A 25,352-nucleotide genomic window follows, 5' to 3' on the forward strand; every position below is an offset into this window, starting at 1 on the left:
GAGAAGACATGATGACAGGACTTTTTATCAGTGAATTAGAGCGAACGTTTAAACGGAAAAAGACAGCAGTGGTACTAGGTGTGTACATAGGATTACTTGCTTTTATTTGGTTCTTTTTCTTTCAAAGGGGAGGCATTTCATTTTTTGATGCGGCTCATGACGTAAAAATTGATTCTTTAAATTCAGCACCACTGCTTCTTCGAGACCTATCGTTTGTGATTACGTTTATTGTTATTCCTATGTTTGTGGCAGATAGTTTTAACGGCGAGTACACGTCCGGAGCGCTACGTATGGTATTAATTCGGCCGCATCATCGTTTGAAGCTGTTTTTTGTAAAGTGGGCAGTTCAATGTTTACTAGTTTTTATTATTCTTTGTATTACGTGGGTAGTGGGGACATGTCTTGGAAGAATGGTTATGCCTCATGTAAATGAAACCACATTTTTAGGCGGACATACGCTAGGGACTTTAGGGGCGTTACTATATTCGTTGAAATTTTACGGCATTTGTTTTTGCATCTTTATAGCGGTTATTAGTATCGGGAGTATCCTGAGTGTTCTTATGCCTAATTCCATTTTATCTTACGTCGCAACCATTGGTGCTTTAATTGGAAGTGTGTATGTGTCAGATAAACTAAGCTTCTTTTTCTCCGTAACCGATTCTGTTTTTCATGAATTAAGCAGGCCAAACTCTGAATTTTTAGTGAACCTATTATTTCCAATTTTGCTTATTAGCCTTATAATAAACCTATTCGTATGGAAAAAGAAGGAATGGGTAGGGTGAGATGGAGATGAAGCAAACAATTTTACTAGTGGACGACGAAAAAGACATTATTTCATTTATGAAAGATGCGCTCCAAGATGAAGGATATGAGGTGGTGTTTGCTTACGAAGGGCAAGAAGCGTTAACAAAGTTAAAAATAAATCCAGACTTAATTGTGCTGGATGTGATGATGCCAGGCATGGACGGCTTTGCACTTTGTGAAATGATCCGAAAAAGCATATCATGCCCCATTATCTTTCTAAGCGCTAAACAAACGGAGCAGGACCGAGTAAAAGGACTATTAGTGGGTGGAGATGATTACTTAGTTAAGCCTTTTAGCATGAAAGAACTAAAAGCCCGCATTTACGCCCATCTGCGCCGAGAGCAGAGAATTAACAGTAACTCCTATAACAGGCTTCACTTTGGAGAGTTAACCATTGATTTAAATGGCTATCAAATTTTACATAGCAATGAAGTAATTCCGTTTACTTCAAGAGAATTTGAGATCATTCATTTCCTCGCTCTTCATCCAGGTCAGGTTTTTACACGCGAGCAGCTGTATGAAAAGGTGTGGGGCTATGACGCGGAAGGAGATTCGTCTACGATTACGGAACACGTAAAGAAAATTAGAGCAAAACTATTAAAATATGACGAAACGCCTTACATCTCAACCGTTTGGGGAATTGGTTACAAATGGATAAAATAAAAAAATGGATGAACCGGGCGACGTTAAAAGCGCAGTTTGTGTTATCCTTTCATTTGATCTTGGTGTACAGCCTGCTTGCGACGCTTTTAACGTGGGGCATTGTGATTGCAGTAAACTGGTTTCTTATGCCCGGAGCACTGAATCCCGCAAATTATTATGAAAAACAAATTCCTGATATTCTTCAGTTCGTAAAAGAAAAAGAAGATGCGCTCCTTTCAAGAGATGCTAAAAACCAAGTAGAAGCGGTGATTCCGCTAGAAGGAATGGATTATCAAATTATAAATAAAAAAGGGCAAATTGTGTATGGGTCCATGTCCACTTCATACATAAAAAATAAACGGGATTTTTACTCTCAGGTCAATACCAATATCCGCTCAGGTAAATATATTATAAAAGTTTATCCGCTTTTTAATTCAAAAGACGAAGTAAACGGGGCGATTGCGCTAAGATATCAATTAAATATGGCTTCTGCTAATCCGAATATTAAATGGATCGTTGCGCTTGTCACATTTGTATCGCTAGCCAGCCCGTTTCTTTACTTTTATTTGTTTGCTTATTTGTTTGGAAGACGATTTAGCAAAAAAATTGAACGGCCTTTTAATGAGCTGATGACCGCAGCTAAAAATATTCAGCATAATAATTTAGATTTTTCGCTGTCGGTCACTCAAGACGCCAAAGAATTAAGTCAGCTGCTTCACGCCTTTGAAGAAATGCGAAAAGAATTAAAGCAATCGTTAGCTAAACAGTGGCAGCTAGAAGAAGACCGCAAAGATATGACGGCTGCGATTGCGCATGATTTACGAACGCCTCTTACGATTATTCATGGACATACGGAAATTTTAGTAGAAGGAAGCAAAAGAGACCCGGAGAGGCTTAATCGATATTTACATACGATTTACACAAATACACAGCGTTCGATTCAGCTATTAAATCAGCTGCAAGAAGTATCTGTGATCGAAAATCCGGGCTTTACCGTAAAGAGAGAGCCAATCGATATAATCTCATTTGTTCATGAGAAAGCAGACGAGTTTCAGCTTTTATGTCAAAAAAAAGAGATTGCCTTTTTATCTTCGGTTAGTGAAACAGAAGCATCAAGTCAATTTTACGGAGATCCTCAGCGTATTTCTCAAGTGCTAGATAATATCATTACAAACTGTATTCGCTATACGCCTGAACGAGGGGAGATAGGGTGGAATACCGTCATTCATCATAACGAAGTAATCTTTGAAATACATGATACGGGTCCCGGCTTTGCGTTATCGAACAAAGAGCAGGTGTTTAAAAAGTTTTACAGAGAAGATGCGTCGAGAACAAGCGGCCACGGAAACTTAGGGCTAGGTCTTTATATTGCTCATTCCATTGTGAAAAACCACGGAGGAAGCATCACGGTCGATAATAAAGAGACGGGAGGGGCATTATTTAAGATTGTTCTTCCGATAAGGAAAGAGTAAATGCGTAAAAAAAGAACCCTCAAAAAAGAGAGTTCCAAAAAGGGTAAGTAAGAAAGAAATGTACATGTTCCTTTGGGGGGACTGCATCTGTACAGTGAAATTTATACCCGGTATACACTTGTTAAAACGTTGAAAAATAAACCAATCATGTAAAAAATAGATGAAATCAGCTTTTAGCATTTAAAAAAAGACTGCAAAACGGCGGTATACCGTATTCTGCAGTCTTTCTCTCGTTTATTTGCTTAAAAATTCTCTCATAAATTCATTCACTTTTTCTGGCTGCTCATGTTGAGGAGCATGTCCTACACCATCTAAGCGGTGAATCGTTACGTTTGGAACGTACTCTTCAATTCCATCTAAATTACTATTTTCAAACGCTTCGTCCGCATTTCCCCATACAATTAAAGTTGGAGATTCGAATACTTTATGCGGCAGTGCTACAGGTTTATGAACGCGCTCTTCAAACGGGTAAAGTGAAGACGCACGGTAGTAGTTAAGCATGGATTTCATTGCATTCGGCTGGTTCCACGCCTCTACGTATTTAGCTTCTTCTTCTTTTGTTAAATAGCCTTTTTTGATACCGGGCTCCGTTAGCATGTTTCTTAATTTTTCACTATGATTTGCAAGTAGCTCATCCTGAGAGTTTGGCTGTTGGAAAAAGCTCATATAGCTGCTTGCTTCTCGTTGAGCAGGATTTTCAGCAAGCTCTCTTATAAAGGTGTAAGGGTGCGGTGCATCAAACATCACTAAATTTTTGACATACTGCGGATATGTATAAGCGAATGCCCATGCAACAGCGCCGCCCCAATCATGCGCCACTAGCACACACTCTTTTTCACCAAATGCTTCAATTAGCTGTTTTACATCTTCCATTAGAATGGGCATGCTGTAAGAAGAAATTTCTTCTGGCTTATCTGATAAGTTATAGCCTCGCATATCTACAGCTACCACGCGATAATCTTTGGAAAACTCTTCTAACTGATGGTGCCACGTGTACCAAAAGTAAGGGAATCCGTGTAAAAACAGCATAAGCTCGCCTTCACCTTTTGTTACATAATGAAGATTTACATCATTTACTTTTACATAACCGTCTTTAAACATGTTACTCATCCTTTCGCTTTTAACCTTTATTATAGAAAAACTTTACTCTTTATTAGTTGATGTATCAAACAATAAGGTTTCCTTGCGCGATAAATGAGCTATAAAGCTCTCTTAAAACCCTTATTTTGGTTATTATTTATGAAATATAACCTCGATATTCCTAGGATGTACGCGATGCTTTATCTGGCTCATGAGAAGAAAATATTTATAGAACGCTAGAAATAAAGAAATCGCGTTTGTAATGAATACAGCAAAAAGGCTCTCTAAAAGTACTTTATAGAGAGCCTTTTTTTAAAAATCACCGGCCTTGGCAATTCCTAAATTAGATTCAAAGTCAGTAATGTATACACAGGCATTTGTATATTTATCATAGGAATTATAGCGAAAGTTTCTGCTTATATTATAACCTCCACTTATAGGTTTATAGGATTGAATCGATTTAATTTGATCGTTAAGAGACAAATCAAAATTATGAGTGGCTTTTTTTAATTGTTCGAGCTGGAGCTTTGTATAACTGTCGCGGTGCTTTTGGATTTCGTCTTGCATGAGCTCTATTTTATATTTAGATGCGGTGTTGATATGATTGATCGCAGGCCCCACATCTTTTTTTATTTGTGCTTCGGAAGAATGAAAGTGTTTATCATCAAATGAGTCTAACACGTTACTGCTTTCTTCCGAAGTTTTTGTTGCATCTATAACGTCATGCATATTGTTCATGAGCGTAACTTCATAGATCGTCTTGCTTGAATTGAATTTTTTATAGGATGTTACATACTCTTTTTCTGTTAAAGTATCTACGTCTTTTGCTAAGTGGGCTATGCTTTTTTTTAGCTCGCTATCACTTTGTGTTTCTACTTTTGACGTACTATTAATAGACGCAGACAGCAGGTTAAAATCATTTTTGTAGCTTTGAAACGTTTTATCTTCTATCTTTCCGTCATTATTAATTAAGCGTTCGGACTCGTTTTGCAGAAATTTCAGCTCTATGGCCAGCTCTTTTTTTGCCTCGCTTCCATCTATGCTCTCATTGTTTGAAGTTGTGTGACTGCACCCCATTAATCCAAGCGCCAAAGCTATCGTAATGGTCCCAGTTGTTATCTTGCTTATGTTCCTCATGTTGAAACTCCATTTCTCTTTGTTTATTACTTACTTATAAAGACTATATCATATAAATGGAATATTTATCTTTATATACTATTAAATGTTACATTTTGTATAGGTAAACTTAAAAAAGTATTATAATGGAATTTATAAAAATAGTACTAAAAGAAGATAAAGGTAATAGAAAAATTAATTATGCATTTATACTTTTTTACTATTAATATGACGTCTAAAGGAGGAAATCAATATGAGTGGAATTGCTAAAACCCCCGAACCGCCTTATTATGCCGTTATTTTTGCTTCTGAAAGAACGGAAGGCGAGAAGGGTTACGGAATCATGGCAGACAAAATGGTAGAGCTTGCATCTAATCAAAAAGGCTTTTTAGGAATAGAAAGTGCCAGAGATCAAGACTTAGGCATTACCATTTCGTACTGGGATTCTTTAGAATCAATCAAAATGTGGAAAGAAAACTCAGCCCACCGTGCAGCCCAGCACAAAGGAAAAACAGAATGGTATCAAACGTTTTCGCTTAGAGTGTGCAAAGTGGAAAGGCATAGCTTTTTTAAGATGTAGAGCGTATATGCTTAATTGCTTTAAAAAGGGGAGAAGCCGCTATGTTTTATGGCGTTATAGGATTTATAGCCGTTTTTATCACTTTGTGTTCGATAGAAGCAAAGCTAAGAACGATTGTTAAACAAAATGATCGAGTGATTGAATTACTTGAGAAACAGAATAGAGAGTAAGAAAACGCTAATGAACTCACCGTTTATAGTGTCATCTCCTGAGTTTAGTTAAGGGAGATGTTTTATTTTAAGAGTGCATAAAAAAAACCTCAGTAGGAGGTCTAGTTATTACTTTTTAAAAAAGCACTTATAACAAGCTCACTTACTGTCGTATGTCATCTAGAGGCTGTATTAAAAGCTAATTATAAGGTAAGGTTATATCTATCGTTTCACCAGGAAAGACGAGCTGAACTTCTTTATTTGTTACTTATGATCGTTCAATTAATCACCGTATTTTTTTCTGTAGGTAAGAAACGTTATCAAATATATAACTGAAATCATCGTTAGAAATATTAGCGGCGAAATGCCAATGCCATCATAAGAACTTTTCCCTTGAAAAGTCCGATAAATGGACTCTATAACTTCTAAAATCAGCATACCTATAACTACCACAAATGCGTATGATTGAGCCTTCGTGCTGATAAACTTCTTCCTTTCATCACCTTTTCGAGAAGATGATGTAACAAAAATCAAAATACCGCAAACTAACAGGATGAATGAATACACAATTTTAACCCAATCCATTCTTACTCCTCATTACAATAAATGTAAAAATCTTTTTACATTGTAAATTATTTGTATAGAAGAATTGGTAAATAAAAAATGATTTTATAACACAATGTCACGCTACAAAGTGACTTAAATCAACTCCATTGGTAAAATGGAAGTAACAGGAATTTTTGTGTTTCACCAACTAAAAGTGAGGTGGGTTATTTGGTTCTTCATAAAAAAACGGTGTCTCTGGTCGCTCTTTTTTTACTGCTGTTAGTAATAAGTTCAAATTACGTGTTATATCATTCTTCTTTTGGACTTCAGTCGTTGCCTGGTAATTTCAACGGAGTAGTAGTAGGTTCTATTTTAGACTTAAGCCTTGTGGCTCCGCTCTTATTTCTAGCTTGGCAGCGTAAGTTCAGTCTAAAATACTTTATTGTATTAATGGCTACAGGCCTTATTGCTGCGCGTTTTATCATTCCAAGTGAATACTTGGCTTCTTTTCAGTCGGTTATGTGGCTAGGAGTTGGCATAGAAGGAGTACTCATTTTATTTGAACTTTCACTGCTATTTATGCTAGTCAAAAACGTACCGCCTATCTTAAGAAGGATCAAATCAAGCTCTTTACCGCTTTTATTTTCCTTTTCGCGGGCTGTAAACGAAAAGTTCTCCAAACAACCGTTTATACACGTACTGTGTTCAGAAATGCTGATGTTTTACTATGCGTTTGGAACGTGGAAGAAGCAGCCGAGTACTGAAGAGAATACGTTTACTCTGTATAAACGCTCAAGTTTTGTCACGTTTCAAATTATGATTATTCACGCGATTGTTATTGAAACATTAGGGCTTCACTGGCTGCTGCACAATACGTCTATGACTCTTTCAATCGTTTTACTGATCCTTAATATTTACAGTATTGTTTTCTTTATAGGAGATATTCAAGCATTAAGGCTTAACCCTTTACGAGTTGAAGACGACCGTATATACGTTTCGTTTGGCTTAGCCAAGCGTATTGAAATCTCTTTTAAAGATATTGAAGAAATAATAGAAGACACTCACACCCTCGAACAAAAAATACCTAACACTACGATTGAATTTATCGCACGTGATTTTGAAACCGTGCATCCTGATCTCTTACTAACATTAAAGTTTCCAGTTGAAGCAACACTTTTTATGGGAATCAAAAAGAAATACAAGCAGGTAGCTATTCGTGTAGATGATCCTCATGCGTTTAAGAAAATAATTAAAGAACGTTTGGAGAAAGCTCAGAAGGGCTTAATCTAGGATTCTAGAAAGCTAGGACCAGATATATAAGGTCTTTTTGCTAGTGATCAGCTACTGGACATAAATAGTGAAGTGTTAGCTGTATTTTAGTAAAATGGAAGTAATAGGTAATTCGATAAAGGGGGATAGTGTATGGGAATTTTTTTTAGAGGAAAAGAGAAGTATTTAAACTCTATAGAATGGCTATCTGAAAACTCAATCCATTTAAGCAAACCAACTGAATGTACGCCGCAAGAGTTTGAATTTCTCCGTTATATCGTAAAAGGTAAGAGAGTTGTGTGGTTAGGAGAAAACGGTCATAACATAAGAGAACATAATATGATGAAGTCAAAAATAATAGAATTTCTACATAAAGAAATGAATTTTACCGTAGTGGCATTTGAAAGCGGCTTGGCGGAATGCCATAGTGCTAATGAGTTAAAGGAAGAGTTTACAGATGAAGACTTTTTAAAAAACGCGATTTATTCTTTATGGGCAACAAAAGAAAATCTGTCTTTGTTTCAGCTGATGAAAAAATCAGATTTAAGTTTAATAGGAATCGATATTAATCCTTCTTCTAATCCTGATCTTTTCGTAAAATTTGTTCAGCAGCTGAGTCCCGTAGTGTCTAAAGACGTGATAGAAAAGATCGAATACATTGAGGCAGGCGTATATAAATGGTACTACCAGCTAGGGCAATATAAAGCGAGAAGAAAAAAAGTCCCAGCAGAAATGCTACATGAGTTTGAAGAGTTTAAAGAAAAAGCAAGCGCAGTGATAGGAGATTTAGAAGCTTATCTACATGAAGAATACGTTTTGCATCTTGAAAATCAAGAGCTTGTATGTAAGTTTAAAATGATTATTCGATGTCTGCAAAATCGCTTATATTTTATTAACCATATTCACCATAACCACCGAACCTATAAAAAAGTAAGAGAAAAAAGAATGAAAGAAAATCTAGAATGGATTTGCCAGGAGCTGTACCCTGACGAGAAAATTATTATTTGGGCCCATAACCTTCATATTTTTAAGCAATACAAAACGTTTACGGGATTTGAACCTCTAGGAGCAATTGTCTCTAGTAAAATAAAGGAACAGTCTTATTACTTAGGCTTATTTATGTATGAAGGTGAAATACATACGGATACAGGGCAGCCATATAAAATAGAGAAGCCGCCTAAAAAAAGTCTAGAAGATTACATGCATCAAGTGCGGTCACCGGCGTTATTTACGGATTTCTCACAGGTTGAAAAAAACTCAGACAACAAATGGATATTCACTAAAACGATCTTTTTAGAAAGCGGTACTATGCCGACTTTATTTGTACCGCGTAATCAGCTAGACGGTGCTTTACTCGTTGAGTCTGTTTCTCCGCCCGAGTATCTTAAACGGAGTAAAAATAAATAAAAAATCGTAATGAACAAAGAAGAGGTGCACATTGAAAATCTATAAATTTAGTAAAAAACATGGCAAAAAAGTAGAAAAATATCAGTCGAATTTAGCTACTTACGTAAAAATGATTCAAACAAACGAAGCAGCTACGATCGGTTATATGTATATAGACGGAGAAGGAACGGTAGGATATCACGAAGCGCCTATACCTCAGTTATTTATCGTAGTCGAAGGTGAAGGGTGGGTAACAGGAGAGGATCAAAGACGAATTTCGATTAAACGTGGAGAAGCAGCACTGTGGGAAAAAGGAGAATGGCATACGTCGGGAAGCGAAGAGGGCATGGCGGCCATTGTCATTCAATCCGAGGCTTTACAACCCGAAGAATTTATGGAGGTAAAAGAGCATGCTTAGATAGAGTTATCCAAGCATGCTGATTTTTTATAGAACTTTAAACTTTTTAAGAGCAAATTCAATTCCATCTTCACCCGATTTTTTCGTTACAAAATCTGCGAGGCTTTTCAATTTATCAGATCCGTTGCCCATCGCAATTCAAAGGCCGGCTAACTCTATCATATCAATATCATTTTCTCCGTCTCCAAATGCAATAGCCTCGGATTGATGGATGTTAAAATAGTCTAAGACCTTCAGGATAGCTACCGATTTTGTAATTTCTTCTTGAAGAACACTTAAGACAAAAGGGTGCCACCTTTTAAATAGTAAATGAGGAAATCGCTGTGCATAGTGCTCGGCGGTTCTGTCATCACCATACAAGCACATTAAATAAATATCTTCATCATAAATACGCTCATTCATTTGAGGATAATCATTGAGCGATAGCGTTTCCTTCAGGGCTTTTAAAATATTATCATCTTTGATTCCGTTCATGCTGAGCTCTTTTGTGTAAAATGAAAGGCCGTGATTTTGGGAGGCTGCGTATTCAAAGACTTCGCGCGCAACGTCCTTATCCATGGACAGCTTATGAATAACTTTTTCATCGTGTACAGTAAACCCTCCGTTTGCGGTAATGAGCGTATCTATACCTAATTCTCTAATTTCTTCACAGAGAGATAAAGGCCTTCCGGTAGGGGCTACGATTTTTAATCCTTTGTGCTTTAAACTTTTTACAATCTCTCGAGTTTTGGTGGAAATAGTCCCGTTTTCGTGATGAGTAAGAGTTCCATCTACGTCAAAGAATACAATTTTATAGCTCATAGTAATCTCCTTATTTAAACAGCACGCTCTTTTTTTACATTTACAAGCAGTAGCGAACAGGCAAAAATAGCACCTACATATAAAAACGCCGAAACAACCGGTTTATGTAAAAAAGCAGTATGATTGTATGAAGAGTCATACAAATAGAGAGCGGCTAAAAATAGAAAAGGCAGTAGTTTCTTCATGCTGTCACCTCCTGGTTTTATTATACATATTTTCCTTGTATTTGTATGTAATCTTAATAAGAGTGATAGAATAATAGTATTTTACATAAGCAAAGAGAAGTGACGAATATGACTGTACATCACTATATAGGATCTCCTTATGAATTGCCTACAGGAAGTTTTGGCACAAAAGAAACGCTGGTGCCTTTATCCGAAGTTTCTTCCTTTAATCGAAATTCAAAGAAAGAAAAGATAATTACAATCTATGAAAAAGAAGAAGATGCGTACGGTATTAGTGTTAATCGTTTAACCGACGGGTATAGCGACATCAAGCACGTATTCACCTTGCCATATATCTATGAATTATCTTGTGATACACATCCTAAATCGATAAGAGAGTTATTTACTTATATTGAAGAACACCTTATAGAGGGCTGTTACATTGAATTATACTCTTGCTTAGACGGAGGTGAAGCGGAAGAAAAAGATTCAAGTCTAGATATGAGTATTAACTTGAAAACGCTGTATTTTGGAAAGTATTATAAATTAGACAAAAAGAAGTATATCTATGAATTAGGGGAAATGTTCAAATTTGAAGACAAACAATTTGTAGTGGTGGTGAAATGAGTGGGTTAGCCTGTAACCTTTAGATAAGAGTTATAGGCTAACCAGTTTAGGCAGACTAATATTTATAAAAAAGGCTTAATATACGGAAGACTCAAACCAAAATAAATAACAAACGACATAAGCAAGTAACAGCCAATAACACTTCTTCTAAAGGGTGTAGAAGCTTTCTTCAACCAGCCCCAGTGCTTATCTTCATAGTCAAAAATAAAGTAATCTAAAATGATGGATAGCGTGATAATAACCGCAATTAGTAACAGGCCCATATGTATCCTCGCTTTCGGTTTATGAAATTATTACCATTTATAACAATATACCTTATTATTCCATTCATTACAAAGTAATTTTCTATAAACGGTTTATTGACACTACTAGATTATGGTAAAATTCACAGAGTATAGTAGGATCATTTTTAAAAGAAAGATGGGAAGAAGTTGGATGTCGTAAAAGAAGTGAAGCTATTAAAATATCAAATGAGTCTCATGAAGCACATGATTAACGCAGAGGAACATCCTTTTTTTATGTTTGTGATTGATCATGAATTTGAAGAAAATCAAGTGAAGGTATTTTTAAACATGCTAGGTGTGTTTAGCTGTCGAATCAAAGGTGAAGACATTTCTACCTTTTATCAAAATGATCAGCTGTTCTCTCAATTTAATCTTCCGTTGGATAAATTATATGCGTCAGAACAACCAACTTTAGAGGAATTAAAATCGGTTGTTGCTAAAATCTTTTATCAGGAATTTGAACTAGAATATTTATTGTGCAGTTTAAAGAAGCAGTGTATTCAAATGGAAGTGTGTGACTTTTTATTGCAGCGTTTAAAAATAGATTTGAAATAAATAATTTAAACTGTTTTAAACAGAGAGATTTCAAATAGAAAGAAGGCTAATTGGAGTGGCACGAATCATTAACTTTTGGTCATTTATTTTGTCGTTACTGTGGGTTGGTTTATTTTTCGTCGCTTTTAATCACCCTTCATTATTAAATATAAATTTTTGTGTAGCGATTATTCTATTTTTCACCGGCATCGCAGGGTTCTTTGGAATAAACAATTGGGTATCGGCTGTGAGAAGTATTTTGACAGTAGTAATTAGTGCTGGATTAACTCTAGTGACGGGATTTATTATCTTCATCGGCAATCTTTTTTCATAGCACATACATAAGAGGTACAAGGAAAGGTTCTCGTGTAGAGAATCTTTTTTTATGTACATGCAATTATCTAGAAAATAAAAATGAAAATACAAAAACCTTTTTATAAAACGCTTCGTCTAAGAACAAGAAAGGAGAGGCAGAAGTGAAAGAACTAACCGTAGAATGGATACACGTACAAGACAAAGAACTAGTGATAGATGAAATTATGGATCGATATGGACAGGAAATCTTGCAGCTGGCTTACTCATATGTAAACAGCGTAGCGGTTGCGGAGGATTTGACGCAGGAGATTTTTATTAAATGCTACAAAAATCTTTACAAGTACAGCGGTAGATCCAAGTTTCGGACGTGGTTATGGCAAATCGCAATTAACCACTGTAAAGACTTTTTAAAAAGTTGGTACAACAAAAACATCATACCGGCGACAGACTATTTTCCAAATCATATAAGTGAAAAAGAAAACATAGAGGAAGCTGTTATTCAACACGAAGAAGACCACGAGCTGATGTCAGCTGTTATGAAGCTGCCTACCAAATATAAAGAAGTGATTTACCTCTTTTACTATGAAGAATTGTTAATTAAAGACATTGCGCTCGTAACCAAAACCGGAACGAATACAGTAAAAACAAGGCTGAGGCGTGCAAAATCACTTTTAAAAGAAATGCTGGAGGAATGAGTCATGGATAAACGTCTTAAAAATCTTAGAAAAACGATGAATCGTGAAGTGTTTGCTCAGCTGAAATTTACAGAAAACCATAAGAAAAGCATTCACGAAAAAATAAAGCAAGAGACTCATAGCGACGAAGAAATTCTGATTGCTATGATGCAGCTGCTTGTGCAGGAGAAAACGGGCTATGAGTTAGTCAGCTTACTGCAAAGCCGAGGAATTTTAAACTTTAAAGAAAACGAAGGGGCTTTATATGTCATCCTGCATCGACTAGAGCTAAAAGGTATATTGACGAGCAGTTGGCAAGAAGACGGAGCTAAGTTTTATCAATTAAATAAAAAGGGCTGCAGGCTACTTAAAAAAGTGGAAGAGCAGCCATTATCTAATCAAATGAGTCTTAAAGAAATATTTGAGGGGTGAAGAAGGATATGAGTGAACAAAGAAATTCATTCTTGGAACAAGTGAAGGCACAAATAAAATCAAAAGAAGCCAAGGCATTTGTTTCTGCGGAATTGCATCATCATTTAAACGAAGTAAAAAGCTATTGGCTGCAAAAAGGGATAAGCGAAGACCAAGCAGAAGCCAAGGCTGTTACTCAAATGGGAAATCCCATCAGCATTGGTCAAAGTCTTAACCGTATTCATCGACCGAAAGTAGACTGGATGACCTTAATTTTATTTGTAGCTGCTCTTCTTTTAGGGTTTCTGCCACTGCTGTCCCAAGGGTATATGAATGATAATCATTTTTCTATGTATAAGGCTATCTTTGTAGTTTTAGGTGGGGTTTTAGCTCTTGGCATGATGTTGATAGACTATAGAAAGATGGCCAATAAAGGATGGATGTTCTATTTATTAGGTACTGCACTCTTATTGTTCCTCACAAGGCATTTTAACACCGTCGTAGACGGTCAAGCTGTTTTTAAGTTAGGGCCTTTAAAAATGGAAGGTTTAATGGCCATTCCTTTTTTCCTTATGGCATGGGGAGGGTTCTTTCAAAGCGATCGCTTTAAAATGTGGAAATTTATTCTTTTGTTCATTCTGTCATCGTATTTCTTTTTACAATTCAGCCTTACAACGCTCTTTATATATGTAGCCATGACCTTTACGATGATCTGGTGGAGTAAGCTAAATAAAAAGAAAATAGCCATTGTCCTAGGAACTGGCTTTGCGTTAGTCGCTGCTTGGGGCATAATTGGATGGATGACCGTTGCTTATTATCAGAAGTATAGAGTTCTTTCATTTTTAAATCCCTATAACGCTGAATATTTAACATCCAAATTTGGACTCTTAGAAATACATCATCTATTTGTGGGTGCAGGGTGGTTTGGCAAGCATTCATTTGCGGATCAATTCATCCCTGAGGCTCATACTAACTTCGTCTTCTTAAGTTTTACGTATTATTACGGATGGTTATTTGCAGCAATTCTTATTGTGGTTCTTTGTTTAGTTGCTCTGAGAATTATGTTTATTGCTCGAAATCTAAACGATACGTACAGCAAGCTTTTACTAGCAGGAGTTGTAATGGTCTATACTGTACAGCTAGTTGGGAACGTAGGAATGATTGTCGGATTCTTTCCTATGACAAACATGTCACTGCCCTTTATTAGCTATGGATTGATGCCGATCTTGTTAAATGCTTTCTTAATTGGAATTGTGTTGAGTATTTATAGACGTAAGGATTTAATGGTTACAAACACCTTACATGGTAATCAGCAATAGAGTATAGATCGTGAGACTTTAAGATCTGTTGCTTTTATGAGCAAATAATTCACTTCATAAAAACAAGTAAAACAAACGCTGACATCCAATTGTCAGCGTTTGTTTTATATCTAGAGCGGTTATAGGTTTTTTAATTCTTTGAGGTAGTTTCTCGGTTTTCATATATTTTCTCGACAATTTTATACGTAACACCAGTTAAAACAGACAGAATTAGCACCTTTCCTATAAGGTTAAGACCATAGTTATATTTTAGATAGTCTAATAGTACGGCATATACGAATACGCAGATGCCTAATATGACATGTTTCATAAAGAACTCCTTTATTGTTGACTTAATACGTCGATATTTTAACGTATAGAAGAGGGCTAAATCGTTAGCCCTCTTCTAGGTAAGCTTGTTCAGTGACCAGCTGTTTTTTAACTCAGCTATTTACATTTAAAAGAATAGTCATTGGTAATTGGATTATGTATTTCTACTATCGCATCTCCGCCGTTATCATAACATTTTGAGGTGAACGTTTTTATTTCTGTACTATTAAAATAGCTAGAACAGTTAATCAACACAGAGATGACTAGCAGTAAAGTAAGTAGAACAATTATGATTTCTTTTATTCTGGATTCAACGATAGATTTAATTTTGTATTCTCCTTTGCAATTTCGCGTAAGTGTAGTAACGATGATTAAATAAGTAACGTTTACATTTTAGGAGCTTGATTTTCAACTGTTTGAAAATCAAGCTTTTATTGTTTTACATAGAAATGTGAATAATTCTATATAAACTACGTTTTTATTCCATTGTCGTTCCTGCAAATACAAACGTAATAATTCCTAATACGAAGAACAGCTGAGAAATCACGCCTACTATACTGCAGATCAGCCCGGCAATCGCGAGTCCTTTACCGCTTTGATTGGAAGCAGCTATTTGATTTGATGCTTTTTTGTAGAGGATAATGCCGATAATACCTGTAATAAACCCGAGGATTGGAATAAAAATGGACAGGATACCTAGAGTTAGAGAAACAATAGAGTTGGTGTTTACTTGAGGTTTTGTATTAGTTTCCAATAGTTTCACTCCCTATGAATTATATTTTTTGATTATACCATAAAAAGGAATAATATCCTTTTTGCTAATAAAAGTAGAAATTTTTAGAATTATATGTGTCCCAGTATATTGTCTATACGTCATTTCATCAAAATGTATAATGACATGTACAAAAAGAAACTTATTTTTTGACTCCTATAAGGAAATCGGTTTTGTGGGCTACATTAGATTAAATCTGCTTCATAAAAATATTTAACCTAAAATAAGGAAAATATGATACAATAATCCATAAGCATGTGAATAAATGGAATTATTTATACCGGATGCTTTAGTGTATTTATCATTTGCGATCATGACAGCATTCTTTGTACATGCTGCTATTAAACTAGCTACATTTCAAACAATACATAAGCACGTTTGCCTGCAGCAAAAAGACATGTATCTCATACAAAACGTAAATCTTTTACGTGCTCAGGATCTTATATGCTGCGTGTATCATAAATTTAAATTTATACATTCTGTTCAGAGACAAGAAGCAATAGGTGAACAAGACGATGAAGGTCCTTATTCGCCAGTATTTTTTTCGTTTAACTAAAAAAATACTGGAGGAATATAAATGTTAAAACATAAAAAGAAGCTTTTCTTTATTGTTGTTTCCATTTTTCTACTTGCCGGATGTGATTCAGCAAACGTGATTCAAAGTTCGCACACTCACTTTTTTGATCACTATTTTATTTATCCTTTTTCACTGCTCATTTTGTTTATAGGAAATACGTGGCTTCATCAAAGCGTTGGCTTTTCAATTATGCTTGTGACGGTGGGCGTACGTATGCTGCTGGCGCCTTTAAACATTCTTCAATATAAAAATCAGCTGAGCAATAAACGTATACAGCCTCAGCTTCAACAGCTAAAAGAGAAGTACAAAGATAAGGATCCTGAGAGTCAGCAGCAATATCAGCGTGAAATGATGGAACTGCTTAAAGAAAATGGAGCTAACCCGCTGATGGGATGCATTCCTTTACTAGTTCAGCTTCCAGTCTTTTCAATTGTGTACTATGCGATTAGACGAATAGATGAGATTAGCGCATCGTCCTTTTTGTGGCTAGATTTAGGGCACTCGGATCCCTATTTTATTCTTCCGATCGTTGCAGCGGTTGCTACGTACTTACAGGGAAGAGTTATGCAAACAGGCGTAGATGGAATGAATTCATCCCACGCACTGCTAGCCCAAATTCTTTCGCCTGTCATGGTCCTTTCTTTTGGGATATTTTCACCGTCAGGTCTCGTCTTGTATTGGATGACGGGCAGTTTGTTTATGATCTTTCAATCTCTTGTATTAAAAAAGGTTTTTCGAGAAAAGGCAGTGCTTGAAGCAAAATAAAGAAATTAAAAGGTTGCTTTGCTTGGAGCAGCCTTTTAATGAAAGGAGGGGTACAGTGAAGAAATACATCATTTCATTCGGCGTAACAATTGGCACCATAGCACTTTTATTTTTTATCGGAAATACCTTTCATATTTCGTTGCTTTCAGTTCAGTGGATTTATGTAAATGAACCGGAAAATTTTCAAATGGAAGCAAAAGGCGGTTTAATACCGGTAGCCGTTGGACTTATTCTTGGTTTTATAACAGACTACGTATTAAGTGAAAAAGAAAAAAAGCAGGGTCATCAATTATAGTGAAGAAAAAAGGATCTTTTATAGGAGATCCTTTTTTTATTTGCGCTTTTGATAAATGGATAGGATAAGAATAGTACAGGCAGATGTTGTCATACATATTACGATTATAAAAAACAAACGAAGGAGTAATAAAGCTTTAGGTTGTCATCGACTTTTTGTAGTTTACTAGCTATAATTGGTAGTGAATATTCATTTTTGTAAAAAAAAGGTGATATTACGAATCATCATAGCGATTAGATTACACTAACTACTAATAGAGAAAGTGAAGTGAGCAAATGACAAATCTTTTAGAAGTTAGAAACATGGCAAAATCGTTTGGCCAAAATGAGGTTTTAAAAGATGTTTCATTTCATGTACCTCCTGGATCGATTGTAGGATTTATTGGTGATAACGGAGCAGGGAAATCGACGACGTTTAAGGCGGTACTAGGACTGGTTTCAAGAGATAGCGGTACGGTCGAAATATTTGGTGAAGACAATTTAAATAAAGATGCGACGATTAAAGAAGACATTGGAGTCGTGTTTGATGCGATTAATCTGCCGGTTTCTTTAACGATAAAACAGTTAAACAACGTTTTTAAGAAACTATTTAAATCTTGGGAAGAAGCTGATTTTCACCGGTTGATTCATTCTTTTTCATTGCCAGAAGATAAAAAAATACATACGTTTTCACGCGGCATGTCGATGAAATTATCTCTAGCGGTAGCGCTGTCTCACGGTGCTAAACTATTGCTGTTAGATGAAGCGACAGGAGGATTGGATCCTTCGTCTAGAGAGCAGATATTAGATGAATTAAAAGCTTTTGTCAGCGATGGGAACAGCGGAATACTGCTTTCATCTCACATTATGAGCGACGTCGAAAAAATCGCGAGCCATCTTGTTGTGATTAAAAACGGTGAAATTTTATTAAATGAAGAAAAAGAGAAAGTGTTTGAGGAGTACGCAATTGCCGTTATGAAGGAAGAACAGCTGAATGTACTTCCTGAAGATGTAGTAGTGGCAAAAAGAACGTATGATACGTCTGCCCGTGTACTCGTATCAGATAAGCATCAGCTGCCAGAAGGAACTGTAACTGAACCGATGTCGATGGAAGAACTAAGCGTGCTTTTAACAAGGAGTGAACGATAAATGAAAGGTCTATTGTTAACGAACTATTACCTCATTCACCGAAGCTTTTTGACTTACACAGCGCTCGCCATAGTTATTTCTGCAGTCATCTTTTATTTTGCTGATCCTTCATTTTATCGTATTATAGCGATGTTAATTATTTTATTAATGGCAATGCCAGCGCTTGAAGTGATCAAACTAGAAAGCAAAACCGGCTATGACAAATACGTGCTTACCCTTCCAATTAGCCGGAAAAATGTGGTGCAAAGTCACTATATTTTTTACTTTTTAATTGTCGTCAGCGGAACCATCCTATCTTATGGTGTTTTCTCAATGTATTCGCTTATTTCCAAGAGTGCAGTAGAGAATATAGTAAATATCGTTTCGTTTGGTACATTTATCGTACTTTTCGCCGGTGCAATTGCTTATCCGCTTCTTTATGTATTCGGGGCAGAGAAATCTGACGGAATAGTACTTGGAGGTGGAATGGGCGGCCTTTTCGTTGCGATTGCTTTACAAGGAGTTGTTGGGTATATAGTTGAAATATTAGCAGCATCCAGCTTACCGATCGCTTCTTCTTTGCATGTTCCTATCTTATATACTCTTTTGGGGATGGTAATGTATATTGCTTCTTACTTTATTGCGCTGTTTATCTACCGGAAGAGAGAATTTTAGTATGAATTGATTTTGAAGTAAATACTACAAAGCGTTCTTTAAGGTTATTTATCATCAAATAATTCAAACAAAAAAACAGCTAGAACATTTGATAAACTAAGCAAACAAGATCTCAAAAATATAGCTGATATTATTGGTGATCAAGCTTAACTTATTAAGGTTTTCACAAAAGTTAATTGTGTCCTCTAGACACATGTATTATAGTAAAAGATGCAGTTTTAAAATGGGAAAGGAGATTATATGGGGAATTTGTTTAAACGTGCTTCAAACGTATCAAAAAACGCTTTTATTGCTACACTGATTTTGTACATAATTATTGTAGCGTGTTTTATTCCGTCAATTGTATTTGCAGGAGCTTTCTTTGCTATAGTAATTAAAATAGCAGCAGCACTTTTAATCTTAGTAACAATCCTAGGAATGATTTATTCGTGCTTCATTAAAGGCGGCCAAAAATTTCTTTTTTTACTGTTACATGCCGCTTCTTTATTGATTGTTTTGTTTAGTATCTCTGCTTTTATGCTCGCTAAAAGCGCTGAGTTGACATAGTGAAGAGGAATTACATATGCAAAAAGGCAGGAGAAATCCTGCCTTTTTTATTTTTGTATGATTTCAAGAGGACTCGTATGTTCTAGGGAGGCGCCGCTGACTATTTGGCTAAACTTGTTTAACAAGAAGAAAAGAAGGAAAAGGAAGAAAAAGGAGATGTGATAATTTGGAAATAATCATAGCTGTGACAGCGGTTATGGGTTTTCTTTTATCTTTTTACCTTTTTTATTTTTACCCTGTTATGAGTGAAAGAAAGGGGAAACCTTTGAGTGAAAGCCAAACCTATATGATAAGAGGGCTAGCCGTAATCGTTCTTTTAGCCAGCGCTATAGCGGGAAGTCATTTTACCTAAACAGGATTGTGCTATTAATCGGTGCATCTCTTAATTGCTGACAAATAAATCGTATGCTGCGACTATCAAGCTAGGCGGGGTGAAAAAGAGGGGAGGCTAATACAATGAAATGGTACAAGCACGCGCTTATTCCTTTAGCTATAGGCTTTTTAAGCTTTGTGTGTTTTATCATTTATAGTAAGGCAGCGGCAAATCCGAGTCTTCAGCTGAACCAGTCGCTGTTTATTTCGATTGGTATAGGTATTGGAGCAGTTCCAGTATCCTTTTTTGTAGAGTATCAAAAGAACAAAGAAAATAAAAAGTTTCATAGCTGAGTTGTTTGCCGAATGTCTCTTAGATCTTTAGTTTGTTGAAATGGATGTGATAATCTGTTTATTCTTGTGAAGATTGGTTTGTTTGCCTTCGTTATTTTACTTCACATTTCCTTTCGAAAACTGGTTTTGTATGCCCATAAAAAACAAAAGAAATCCCCAAAAGAAGGGCGAAGGATATTGATAGAAGGAGTTTTGGTTATTTTGATTATCCTGTTATCCATTTTAAACTTTTTAAAGTATTACTACGGTGGTTAAAAAGGGCGGGCATATGTATTTTATATCTGTCTAGTCCTCGTCGATTAACCCATTGGTACCTCAACACTAGACTAGGAAAGTTTTTTAGGTGATCAATTCTGTAATGCATGAGATTCAGATAACCAAACGTCTCATGGATTCAAATGTAATTAAGTCAATGGGCATCGTTATGTAGTTGACTCGTTCATTCTTCTAAACTGTCAAATTGTGTTGGTGAAATTTTACACATCTCTCGGCTGGACCCGATTAAAGAAATAAAAAGCCACTAATTACGATCAGTGGCTTAGAGAAATCTTCATTGTTGATGATTGTTATTGCTGTTCCGATTTAACCAGAATTTTAACTTGGTTTTTTTCTTTAATCAGGCTTTCAAACCCTTCTTCAATTACATCGTCTAGAGCTATCTTTTTCGTTACTAACTTTTCGGCTGAGAAGTAGCCTTTTTGCATAAGAGACAATACTGCTGGGAACACGTTACGATAGCCAATGATTCCTTTAACAGTTCGTTCTTTAATTACAATATCATTCGGTAGAATTTCTGCTCCTTTTTCCCATATGCTAACGATAATCGTTTCTCCGCCAATTCCCGTAGATTGGATGGCTTGACGTAATACAATAGGTACGCCTGTTACTTCAAATGATACATCTACGCCACCGTCAGTTAATCTAGCAATTTCGGCTACCGTATCTTCAACTTCAGCAGGATTAATGATGATTGCTCCTAATTCTTCTGCTTTCGCTTGTCTTTCTGGAGATAATTCAACTGCATAAATATCGGTTGCACCTGCTGCTTTCAACGCTTCAATGACAAGAAGTCCAATTGGTCCACATCCAAATACAGCAACTTTGTCTCCGGCTTTCACTTTACTTGAACGTACTGCATAAAGAGCTACTGCCGCTGGTTCTACTAGAGCACCTTGTTCATAAGATAAATCATCTGGAAGTTTGAATAAAAGTTCTTCGTCTACTGCGACATATTCACTAAGACCGCCACCGCCTCCGGCTAAACCTAAGAATCCCATTTGTTCATCTAGGTTATAAGCACCTTGGTGTCCGTGTGTAGCAAAGATTGGCTCAACAACCACACGATCACCAACTTTATAATGGGTTACACCTTCTCCAACCTCTACTACTTCACCTGAGAATTCATGTCCAAGCGTCACTGGAGCAACCTCATTAGTGAGAGGGTGCGGTTTATCAACTGGAATAAAGATGGGACCACCTAAGTATTCGTGCAAATCACTACCGCAAATTCCACACCATTTAACTTTCATTTTTACCTGACCAGCCTGTACAACTGGTTCATTTATTTCTTCAAGACGAATATCTTTTTGATTATGCCATCTTAGCGCCTTCATATACTCCATCTCCTTGTGTCATTTCTTTTACTATATCTATCAGTATACAACCAGATATACTTATGGTAAATTTAGTTAATGTTAACGATTGTTAAGTAATACTTAACTAAAAGAAAAAGAGGGCATTATGAATATTGAACAATTAAAACATATAGTGGAAATAGATAAAACGGGTTCACTAAAAGAAGCAGCAGGTAACCTTCATATTACGTTACCTGCATTAAGCCAATCTATAAAAAATTTAGAGAAAGAACTAAATATAATGATTTTTCATCGTTCCAGAAGAGGATCTATTCCAACTGAAGAAGGTCATAGGTTAATTGAAAAGGCCAGCGCTGCTTTATTGAAAATTCAAGAATTTATGGATGAAGCAGAAGCGTATACAAATACAATGAATGGTGAAATAAAGATTGCAACCTACCCAGGACCAATGGAGATTCTCGTTCGCTTAATAACAGAAATTAAAAGAGAATATCCGAACATAAAGGCTTCTGTCTATGAAAATAGCACCGAGTATATTATAGATAAAGTTCTAGATGGGGAAGTAGATGTAGGTTTCATTACTTATACAGAAAAAGAAGAAAAAAAGTATCGGAACTTGGTATTTAAAAAGTTATTGGATGGTCATATGGTAGCTGCAGTAAATAAGAAGTCGCCATTAGCCAAACAAACACTCATTACTGAAGAGATGTTAATTAACCAGCCAATTGTTTTATATAACGACAAGTATATTCAGGAATTTATGAAAGGTTTTAGTTCACTGCCATGTGATATCTTGTTTACTACCAATAATGTAGATACAATTCGTCATACATTGGAAAATAATACGGCAATAAATATAGGATTTGACTACGCATTTAAAACAGATGCTGGTTTATCTAGAAGTGATCAATATGTAGTCGTTAACTTTGCTCCTCCGCACTATAAAACTTATTCTTTTGGGTATTTTTATAACGCCAATAATGGGCTTTCTAGAATAATAAGAGAATTCTTAAAACGGATTCACAGAACTATAGTAAATAATGAATGATAAAGAGTGAAGGTTAAAAAGAATTATTTCAGAGAGAGGGAAATATGTGAAACGTCATTTAACTTTGCTTTTATCGTTATGTAGCAGTTTGTTCATTTTTTTATTGTCCCTGTTTCAATGGGATTTAGATGATCGTATAGGGAAATACGTAAGTCCATATATATGGTTATTCTTTGTCCTTCCTTTCTTTTTATTACTAACGCTGTGGACATTGATTTATCTCTTTAGTAGTAGAAAGTGGCTACCACTGGTTATTCAAGTGATAACCGTTGTGCTGTGGTTCTTCATTCCGTTTGAGCAGCTTAATTTAGACATAAACTTTAAACTCCATCAGCAGAAAAGAGAAGAAGTGGCAGCTCACATACAAAGTGGCGTCTTGAAAGCCGATGGAGTCGACTACCCATCGCTCATTCCTTTCTCCAATGAACCCGACAACTCATCGCTAATTGATCTACCGAAAGAGTATGCGAGTGTGTCCAGAGGTCGAGATGATGTTGCAGTAGAAACCAAAGGAAAGGCAATCTCCGTACTTTTCTTTACAAGCAGTGGACTATTCGGGCATTTCTCGGGTTTTGTGTATGACCCAAAAAACCGTAAACCTTCATCGGGCGATTTTGGTATGAAGTTTGATGAAATAGAAAAGATACAAAGAAATTGGTATTATATATCTTATTAGTAAAAATAGGGGCTTTGAATTATGATTCAAAGCCTCTGTCTTTTAGTGTTCACGTTTGTAATTAATTGGCCTTATGTAACCGAGCTTCCTATGAATTCGAATATAGTTAAACGAATGGAGGTAGGCGTGTCGTCTACTTAAACTTAAAGATTTTTAAACACAGCCTGTCCACATCCATTCATTCTATCGTTACTATAGGGTCTAGTTATCTTGCTTTATTTACAACAAAGAACCGCATTTTATCTAAAAAATAACTAAAAGAATAAAAAGTAAGAATTTTTAAGAAAATTTTAATAACTGTCTAAGAAACTTCTAATTTCCTCTTTATTTTTTTGTAAGTTGTCTCCTTTAAGATAGAAGTAATCGAGTAGCCCACCTTATTTTGAGAAAGCTCAATAAGGTTGTATGACGAAAATACGAATGGGTAACCTCACTACTTAAAATGGAGGCTGATGTACACTTATGAATCTAGAGGTTTTTCGAAATTACTCCTTGCAGCATTTGAAGAAAGATATACTATCGGGTATTGTTGTTGGCATCATAGCTATACCTTTAGGGTTAGGATTTGCGATAGCTTCTGGAATATCGCCTGTTACAGGACTTTATACGACGATTGTAGCAGGATTGTTAATTGCTATTTTAGGTGGATGTAGGTTTCAAATCGCTGGACCTACGGGTGCGTTTGTTCCTGTTTTATTAGGAATTGTGTTGCAATATGGCTATGAAAACTTATTAATTGCCGGCTTTATGTCAGGGATTCTCCTCATTATCTTTGCGCTATGTAAAGTAGGAGCTTTAATCAAGTATTTTCCGTCTTCTATTATTGTAGGATTTCAGTCAGGAATTGCGCTGATTATCTTTAGCGGGCAGATACCAAACTTCCTTGGGCTGCACGCGATTGACAAATTTCAGTTTTTTCATTTGAATATAAAAGAGATCTTTGGTAATTTACACTTCATTAACATCTATAGTATCGCTACAGCAGGATTGTGCTTAGCTACGATTTTAATAGTTCTTTACTTTTCACCAAAGTCGCTGGGAATGTCCTATTTACTTGGAATTATTGTATCAACGGGCTTGGCATCTTTTTTCTTTTCCAATCAGTTTGAAACAATTGGTTCGATTTACGGAGAGATACCTCGTCATTTCCCGGCGCCAGCGTTTCCAGATATAACAGTGGAGAGGGTGGTCACTCTTTTACCTTCTGCGTTTGTAATTGCTGTACTTGTAGGGTTACAGTCTTTGCTGACAGCTCGCGTTGCGGATGAAATGACAAAATCAAAGCACAGCAGCAAAAAAGAACTGATCGGTCAGGGAATCGTAAACATGGTAACGCCGATGTTTTCAGGTATTCCTGCAGCAGGAGAGATTGCAAGAACCGTTACCAATATTAAAAACGGCGCTTCATCTCCAATTGCAGGAATCACGCACGCTATCTTTGTGTTGATTGTGCTGCTAGTGCTTGCTCCGTATGCTTCATACGTAGCGCTTGCCAGTCTCGCCCCAGTTTTGATGGTCGTAGCGTGGAATATCAGTAAAAAAGAACAGTTTGCAAAGGTGATAAAAGAAAAATCATTTCATTCACTGGTTTTACTTACGACATTTTCGTTAACAGTGTTTACAAACTTGACAATTGGAATAGCCGTCGGGTTGTGCTTATGTGGTATACACTTTATGGTGAAAAAGAGCCGCGAAAAACAAAAGCTATTAAGAAAAACAGGTTAACGTAAG

At 36.1% G+C, this 25,352-nt stretch carries 30 protein-coding genes and 1 pseudogene; 23 read left to right on the plus strand and 8 right to left on the minus strand.

Features of this window, described 5'->3' with window-relative positions; all coding sequences use genetic code 11:
• Positions 1–8: 8 nt before the first annotated feature.
• Genes ACRPLY_RS10880 through ACRPLY_RS10890 form a run of 3 tightly spaced genes read left to right on the plus strand, consistent with a single transcriptional unit; the run spans position 9 to position 2,918 of the window.
• Positions 9–782, plus strand: a complete 774-nt coding sequence (locus ACRPLY_RS10880) for an ABC transporter permease (protein WP_048019469.1) — start codon at positions 9–11, stop codon at positions 780–782.
• Positions 783–789: 7 nt separating this feature from the next.
• On the plus strand, positions 790–1,467 hold the full coding sequence (locus ACRPLY_RS10885; protein WP_432231852.1) for a response regulator transcription factor: 678 nt from the start codon (positions 790–792) through the stop codon (positions 1,465–1,467).
• Positions 1,455–2,918, plus strand: coding sequence for an ATP-binding protein (locus ACRPLY_RS10890; RefSeq protein ID WP_432231853.1), 1,464 nt, complete (start codon positions 1,455–1,457; stop codon positions 2,916–2,918). Before ACRPLY_RS10885 ends, ACRPLY_RS10890 begins: the two co-directional genes overlap by 13 nt.
• A gap of 234 nt (positions 2,919–3,152) precedes the next feature.
• Here the strand turns inward: ACRPLY_RS10890 and ACRPLY_RS10895 are convergent, their stop codons facing one another.
• The gene (locus tag ACRPLY_RS10895; RefSeq protein ID WP_224980352.1) at positions 3,153–4,019 is read right to left on the minus strand and encodes an alpha/beta fold hydrolase; all 867 of its coding nucleotides are present in this window, start codon (positions 4,017–4,019) and stop codon (positions 3,153–3,155) included.
• A 291-nt stretch (positions 4,020–4,310) separates the two neighbouring features.
• Positions 4,311–5,135, minus strand: a complete 825-nt coding sequence (locus ACRPLY_RS10900) for a hypothetical protein (protein ID WP_165636397.1) — start codon at positions 5,133–5,135, stop codon at positions 4,311–4,313.
• A gap of 232 nt (positions 5,136–5,367) precedes the next feature.
• Here ACRPLY_RS10900 and ACRPLY_RS10905 point away from each other — a divergent pair, with 232 nt between their 5' ends.
• Positions 5,368–5,694: an antibiotic biosynthesis monooxygenase family protein gene (locus tag ACRPLY_RS10905; RefSeq protein WP_165636398.1), complete on the plus strand. Its 327-nt coding sequence runs from the start codon at positions 5,368–5,370 to the stop codon at positions 5,692–5,694.
• 431 nt (positions 5,695–6,125) lie between these two features.
• Here ACRPLY_RS10905 and ACRPLY_RS10910 read toward each other — a convergent pair whose 3' ends face one another.
• Positions 6,126–6,428 (minus strand): hypothetical protein, encoded by a 303-nt coding sequence (locus tag ACRPLY_RS10910; protein WP_325078086.1) that lies wholly within the window; start codon positions 6,426–6,428, stop codon positions 6,126–6,128.
• A 189-nt stretch (positions 6,429–6,617) separates the two neighbouring features.
• Between ACRPLY_RS10910 and ACRPLY_RS10915 the strand changes: the two genes are divergently transcribed.
• The 3 genes from ACRPLY_RS10915 (at position 6,618) to ACRPLY_RS10925 (ending at position 9,462) form a co-directional block, all read left to right on the plus strand.
• The gene (locus ACRPLY_RS10915; RefSeq protein ID WP_325078084.1) at positions 6,618–7,679 is read left to right on the plus strand and encodes a beta-carotene 15,15'-monooxygenase; all 1,062 of its coding nucleotides are present in this window, start codon (positions 6,618–6,620) and stop codon (positions 7,677–7,679) included.
• 132 nt (positions 7,680–7,811) lie between these two features.
• Positions 7,812–9,065 (plus strand): erythromycin esterase family protein, encoded by a 1,254-nt coding sequence (locus ACRPLY_RS10920; RefSeq protein WP_432231854.1) that lies wholly within the window; start codon positions 7,812–7,814, stop codon positions 9,063–9,065.
• Positions 9,066–9,096: 31 nt separating this feature from the next.
• Positions 9,097–9,462 carry a cupin domain-containing protein gene (locus ACRPLY_RS10925; protein ID WP_325078082.1) on the plus strand — a complete coding sequence of 122 codons (366 nt, stop codon included), beginning with the start codon at positions 9,097–9,099 and terminating at the stop codon, positions 9,460–9,462.
• Between the two features lie 27 nt (positions 9,463–9,489).
• On the opposite strand, the pseudogene ACRPLY_RS10930 reads toward ACRPLY_RS10925, so the two are convergent.
• Both ACRPLY_RS10930 and ACRPLY_RS10935 read right to left on the minus strand, forming a co-directional pair.
• Positions 9,490–10,263: pseudogene (locus ACRPLY_RS10930) on the minus strand (Cof-type HAD-IIB family hydrolase).
• A gap of 14 nt (positions 10,264–10,277) precedes the next feature.
• Positions 10,278–10,448, minus strand: a complete 171-nt coding sequence (locus tag ACRPLY_RS10935) for a hypothetical protein (RefSeq protein ID WP_167387326.1) — start codon at positions 10,446–10,448, stop codon at positions 10,278–10,280.
• Between the two features lie 108 nt (positions 10,449–10,556).
• Between ACRPLY_RS10935 and ACRPLY_RS10940 the strand changes: the two genes are divergently transcribed.
• Complete coding sequence (locus tag ACRPLY_RS10940; RefSeq protein WP_274862654.1) at positions 10,557–11,054, plus strand: hypothetical protein; 498 nt, start codon at positions 10,557–10,559, stop codon at positions 11,052–11,054.
• A 62-nt stretch (positions 11,055–11,116) separates the two neighbouring features.
• On the opposite strand, the gene ACRPLY_RS10945 is transcribed toward ACRPLY_RS10940, so the two are convergent.
• The gene (locus ACRPLY_RS10945; RefSeq protein ID WP_099331191.1) at positions 11,117–11,317 is read right to left on the minus strand and encodes a hypothetical protein; all 201 of its coding nucleotides are present in this window, start codon (positions 11,315–11,317) and stop codon (positions 11,117–11,119) included.
• 168 nt (positions 11,318–11,485) lie between these two features.
• Here ACRPLY_RS10945 and ACRPLY_RS10950 point away from each other — a divergent pair, with 168 nt between their 5' ends.
• From ACRPLY_RS10950 to ACRPLY_RS10970, 5 genes are all read left to right on the plus strand, one after another.
• Positions 11,486–11,893, plus strand: a complete 408-nt coding sequence (locus ACRPLY_RS10950) for a DUF1878 family protein (protein ID WP_325078081.1) — start codon at positions 11,486–11,488, stop codon at positions 11,891–11,893.
• A gap of 55 nt (positions 11,894–11,948) precedes the next feature.
• Entirely contained in the window at positions 11,949–12,206 is a 258-nt protein-coding gene (locus ACRPLY_RS10955) for a hypothetical protein (RefSeq protein WP_325078080.1), read from the plus strand.
• Between the two features lie 142 nt (positions 12,207–12,348).
• On the plus strand, positions 12,349–12,882 hold the full coding sequence (locus ACRPLY_RS10960) for a sigma-70 family RNA polymerase sigma factor (protein WP_028414648.1): 534 nt from the start codon (positions 12,349–12,351) through the stop codon (positions 12,880–12,882).
• 3 nt (positions 12,883–12,885) lie between these two features.
• Positions 12,886–13,293, plus strand: a complete 408-nt coding sequence (locus ACRPLY_RS10965) for a PadR family transcriptional regulator (protein WP_325078079.1) — start codon at positions 12,886–12,888, stop codon at positions 13,291–13,293.
• Positions 13,294–13,301: 8 nt separating this feature from the next.
• Positions 13,302–14,591 (plus strand): FtsW/RodA/SpoVE family cell cycle protein, encoded by a 1,290-nt coding sequence (locus ACRPLY_RS10970; protein WP_325078078.1) that lies wholly within the window; start codon positions 13,302–13,304, stop codon positions 14,589–14,591.
• A 787-nt stretch (positions 14,592–15,378) separates the two neighbouring features.
• Here ACRPLY_RS10970 and ACRPLY_RS10975 read toward each other — a convergent pair.
• Positions 15,379–15,654, minus strand: coding sequence for a DUF4190 domain-containing protein (locus ACRPLY_RS10975; protein WP_028414644.1), 276 nt, complete (start codon positions 15,652–15,654; stop codon positions 15,379–15,381).
• A gap of 283 nt (positions 15,655–15,937) precedes the next feature.
• Here ACRPLY_RS10975 and ACRPLY_RS10980 point away from each other — a divergent pair, with 283 nt between their 5' ends.
• The 7 genes from ACRPLY_RS10980 to ACRPLY_RS11010 all read left to right on the plus strand — a co-directional run bounded on the left by ACRPLY_RS10980 (position 15,938) and on the right by ACRPLY_RS11010 (position 20,302).
• Positions 15,938–16,228, plus strand: coding sequence for a hypothetical protein (locus tag ACRPLY_RS10980; RefSeq protein ID WP_014459067.1), 291 nt, complete (start codon positions 15,938–15,940; stop codon positions 16,226–16,228).
• A 21-nt stretch (positions 16,229–16,249) separates the two neighbouring features.
• Positions 16,250–17,014: a membrane protein insertase YidC gene (gene yidC, locus ACRPLY_RS10985; RefSeq protein WP_028414643.1), complete on the plus strand. Its 765-nt coding sequence runs from the start codon at positions 16,250–16,252 to the stop codon at positions 17,012–17,014.
• 55 nt (positions 17,015–17,069) lie between these two features.
• Positions 17,070–17,309, plus strand: coding sequence for a hypothetical protein (locus ACRPLY_RS10990; RefSeq protein WP_034268427.1), 240 nt, complete (start codon positions 17,070–17,072; stop codon positions 17,307–17,309).
• Positions 17,310–17,584: 275 nt separating this feature from the next.
• Positions 17,585–18,436, plus strand: a complete 852-nt coding sequence (locus tag ACRPLY_RS10995; RefSeq protein ID WP_432231855.1) for an ABC transporter ATP-binding protein — start codon at positions 17,585–17,587, stop codon at positions 18,434–18,436.
• The gene (locus ACRPLY_RS11000) at positions 18,437–19,090 is read left to right on the plus strand and encodes an ABC-2 transporter permease (protein WP_098113682.1); all 654 of its coding nucleotides are present in this window, start codon (positions 18,437–18,439) and stop codon (positions 19,088–19,090) included.
• A gap of 240 nt (positions 19,091–19,330) precedes the next feature.
• Complete coding sequence (locus ACRPLY_RS11005) at positions 19,331–19,636, plus strand: hypothetical protein (protein ID WP_098113683.1); 306 nt, start codon at positions 19,331–19,333, stop codon at positions 19,634–19,636.
• Between the two features lie 456 nt (positions 19,637–20,092).
• Entirely contained in the window at positions 20,093–20,302 is a 210-nt protein-coding gene (locus tag ACRPLY_RS11010) for a hypothetical protein (protein WP_098999190.1), read from the plus strand.
• Between the two features lie 566 nt (positions 20,303–20,868).
• On the opposite strand, the gene ACRPLY_RS11015 is transcribed toward ACRPLY_RS11010, so the two are convergent.
• Positions 20,869–21,915, minus strand: a complete 1,047-nt coding sequence (locus ACRPLY_RS11015) for a 2,3-butanediol dehydrogenase (protein ID WP_029714146.1) — start codon at positions 21,913–21,915, stop codon at positions 20,869–20,871.
• Positions 21,916–22,042: 127 nt separating this feature from the next.
• On the opposite strand from ACRPLY_RS11015, the gene ACRPLY_RS11020 reads away from it, so the two are divergent.
• The 3 genes from ACRPLY_RS11020 (at position 22,043) to ACRPLY_RS11030 (ending at position 25,346) form a co-directional block, all read left to right on the plus strand.
• Positions 22,043–22,945: a LysR family transcriptional regulator gene (locus tag ACRPLY_RS11020; protein WP_028414635.1), complete on the plus strand. Its 903-nt coding sequence runs from the start codon at positions 22,043–22,045 to the stop codon at positions 22,943–22,945.
• A 46-nt stretch (positions 22,946–22,991) separates the two neighbouring features.
• On the plus strand, positions 22,992–23,621 hold the full coding sequence (locus tag ACRPLY_RS11025; RefSeq protein ID WP_028414634.1) for a hypothetical protein: 630 nt from the start codon (positions 22,992–22,994) through the stop codon (positions 23,619–23,621).
• A gap of 462 nt (positions 23,622–24,083) precedes the next feature.
• Positions 24,084–25,346: a SulP family inorganic anion transporter gene (locus tag ACRPLY_RS11030; protein ID WP_432231856.1), complete on the plus strand. Its 1,263-nt coding sequence runs from the start codon at positions 24,084–24,086 to the stop codon at positions 25,344–25,346.
• Positions 25,347–25,352: the final 6 nt, after the last annotated feature.

The organism is Priestia sp. TGN 0903 (assembly GCF_050846855.1).
In the GTDB taxonomy this organism is placed as follows: domain Bacteria; phylum Bacillota; class Bacilli; order Bacillales; family Bacillaceae_H; genus Priestia; species Priestia zanthoxyli.

Excerpts from the sequence above, each read along its gene's own strand:
- ACRPLY_RS10880 (WP_048019469.1), top strand. The coding sequence starts at position 9 with ATGATGACAGGACTTTTTATCAGTGAATTAGAGCGAACGTTTAAACGG.
- ACRPLY_RS10885 (WP_432231852.1), top strand. The coding sequence starts at position 790 with ATGAAGCAAACAATTTTACTAGTGGACGACGAAAAAGACATTATTTCA.
- ACRPLY_RS10890 (WP_432231853.1), top strand. The coding sequence starts at position 1,455 with ATGGATAAAATAAAAAAATGGATGAACCGGGCGACGTTAAAAGCGCAG.
- ACRPLY_RS10895 (WP_224980352.1), bottom strand. The coding sequence starts at position 4,019 with ATGTTTAAAGACGGTTATGTAAAAGTAAATGATGTAAATCTTCATTAT.
- ACRPLY_RS10900 (WP_165636397.1), bottom strand. The coding sequence starts at position 5,135 with ATGAGGAACATAAGCAAGATAACAACTGGGACCATTACGATAGCTTTG.
- ACRPLY_RS10905 (WP_165636398.1), top strand. The coding sequence starts at position 5,368 with ATGAGTGGAATTGCTAAAACCCCCGAACCGCCTTATTATGCCGTTATT.
- ACRPLY_RS10910 (WP_325078086.1), bottom strand. The coding sequence starts at position 6,428 with ATGGATTGGGTTAAAATTGTGTATTCATTCATCCTGTTAGTTTGCGGT.
- ACRPLY_RS10920 (WP_432231854.1), top strand. The coding sequence starts at position 7,812 with ATGGGAATTTTTTTTAGAGGAAAAGAGAAGTATTTAAACTCTATAGAA.
- ACRPLY_RS10935 (WP_167387326.1), bottom strand. The coding sequence starts at position 10,448 with ATGAAGAAACTACTGCCTTTTCTATTTTTAGCCGCTCTCTATTTGTAT.
- ACRPLY_RS10940 (WP_274862654.1), top strand. The coding sequence starts at position 10,557 with ATGACTGTACATCACTATATAGGATCTCCTTATGAATTGCCTACAGGA.
- ACRPLY_RS10945 (WP_099331191.1), bottom strand. The coding sequence starts at position 11,317 with ATGGGCCTGTTACTAATTGCGGTTATTATCACGCTATCCATCATTTTA.
- ACRPLY_RS10965 (WP_325078079.1), top strand. The coding sequence starts at position 12,886 with ATGGATAAACGTCTTAAAAATCTTAGAAAAACGATGAATCGTGAAGTG.
- ACRPLY_RS10970 (WP_325078078.1), top strand. The coding sequence starts at position 13,302 with ATGAGTGAACAAAGAAATTCATTCTTGGAACAAGTGAAGGCACAAATA.
- ACRPLY_RS10980 (WP_014459067.1), top strand. The coding sequence starts at position 15,938 with ATGGAATTATTTATACCGGATGCTTTAGTGTATTTATCATTTGCGATC.
- yidC (WP_028414643.1), top strand. The coding sequence starts at position 16,250 with ATGTTAAAACATAAAAAGAAGCTTTTCTTTATTGTTGTTTCCATTTTT.
- ACRPLY_RS10995 (WP_432231855.1), top strand. The coding sequence starts at position 17,585 with ATGACAAATCTTTTAGAAGTTAGAAACATGGCAAAATCGTTTGGCCAA.
- ACRPLY_RS11000 (WP_098113682.1), top strand. The coding sequence starts at position 18,437 with ATGAAAGGTCTATTGTTAACGAACTATTACCTCATTCACCGAAGCTTT.
- ACRPLY_RS11005 (WP_098113683.1), top strand. The coding sequence starts at position 19,331 with ATGGGGAATTTGTTTAAACGTGCTTCAAACGTATCAAAAAACGCTTTT.
- ACRPLY_RS11010 (WP_098999190.1), top strand. The coding sequence starts at position 20,093 with ATGAAATGGTACAAGCACGCGCTTATTCCTTTAGCTATAGGCTTTTTA.
- ACRPLY_RS11015 (WP_029714146.1), bottom strand. The coding sequence starts at position 21,915 with ATGAAGGCGCTAAGATGGCATAATCAAAAAGATATTCGTCTTGAAGAA.
- ACRPLY_RS11020 (WP_028414635.1), top strand. The coding sequence starts at position 22,043 with ATGAATATTGAACAATTAAAACATATAGTGGAAATAGATAAAACGGGT.
- ACRPLY_RS11030 (WP_432231856.1), top strand. The coding sequence starts at position 24,084 with ATGAATCTAGAGGTTTTTCGAAATTACTCCTTGCAGCATTTGAAGAAA.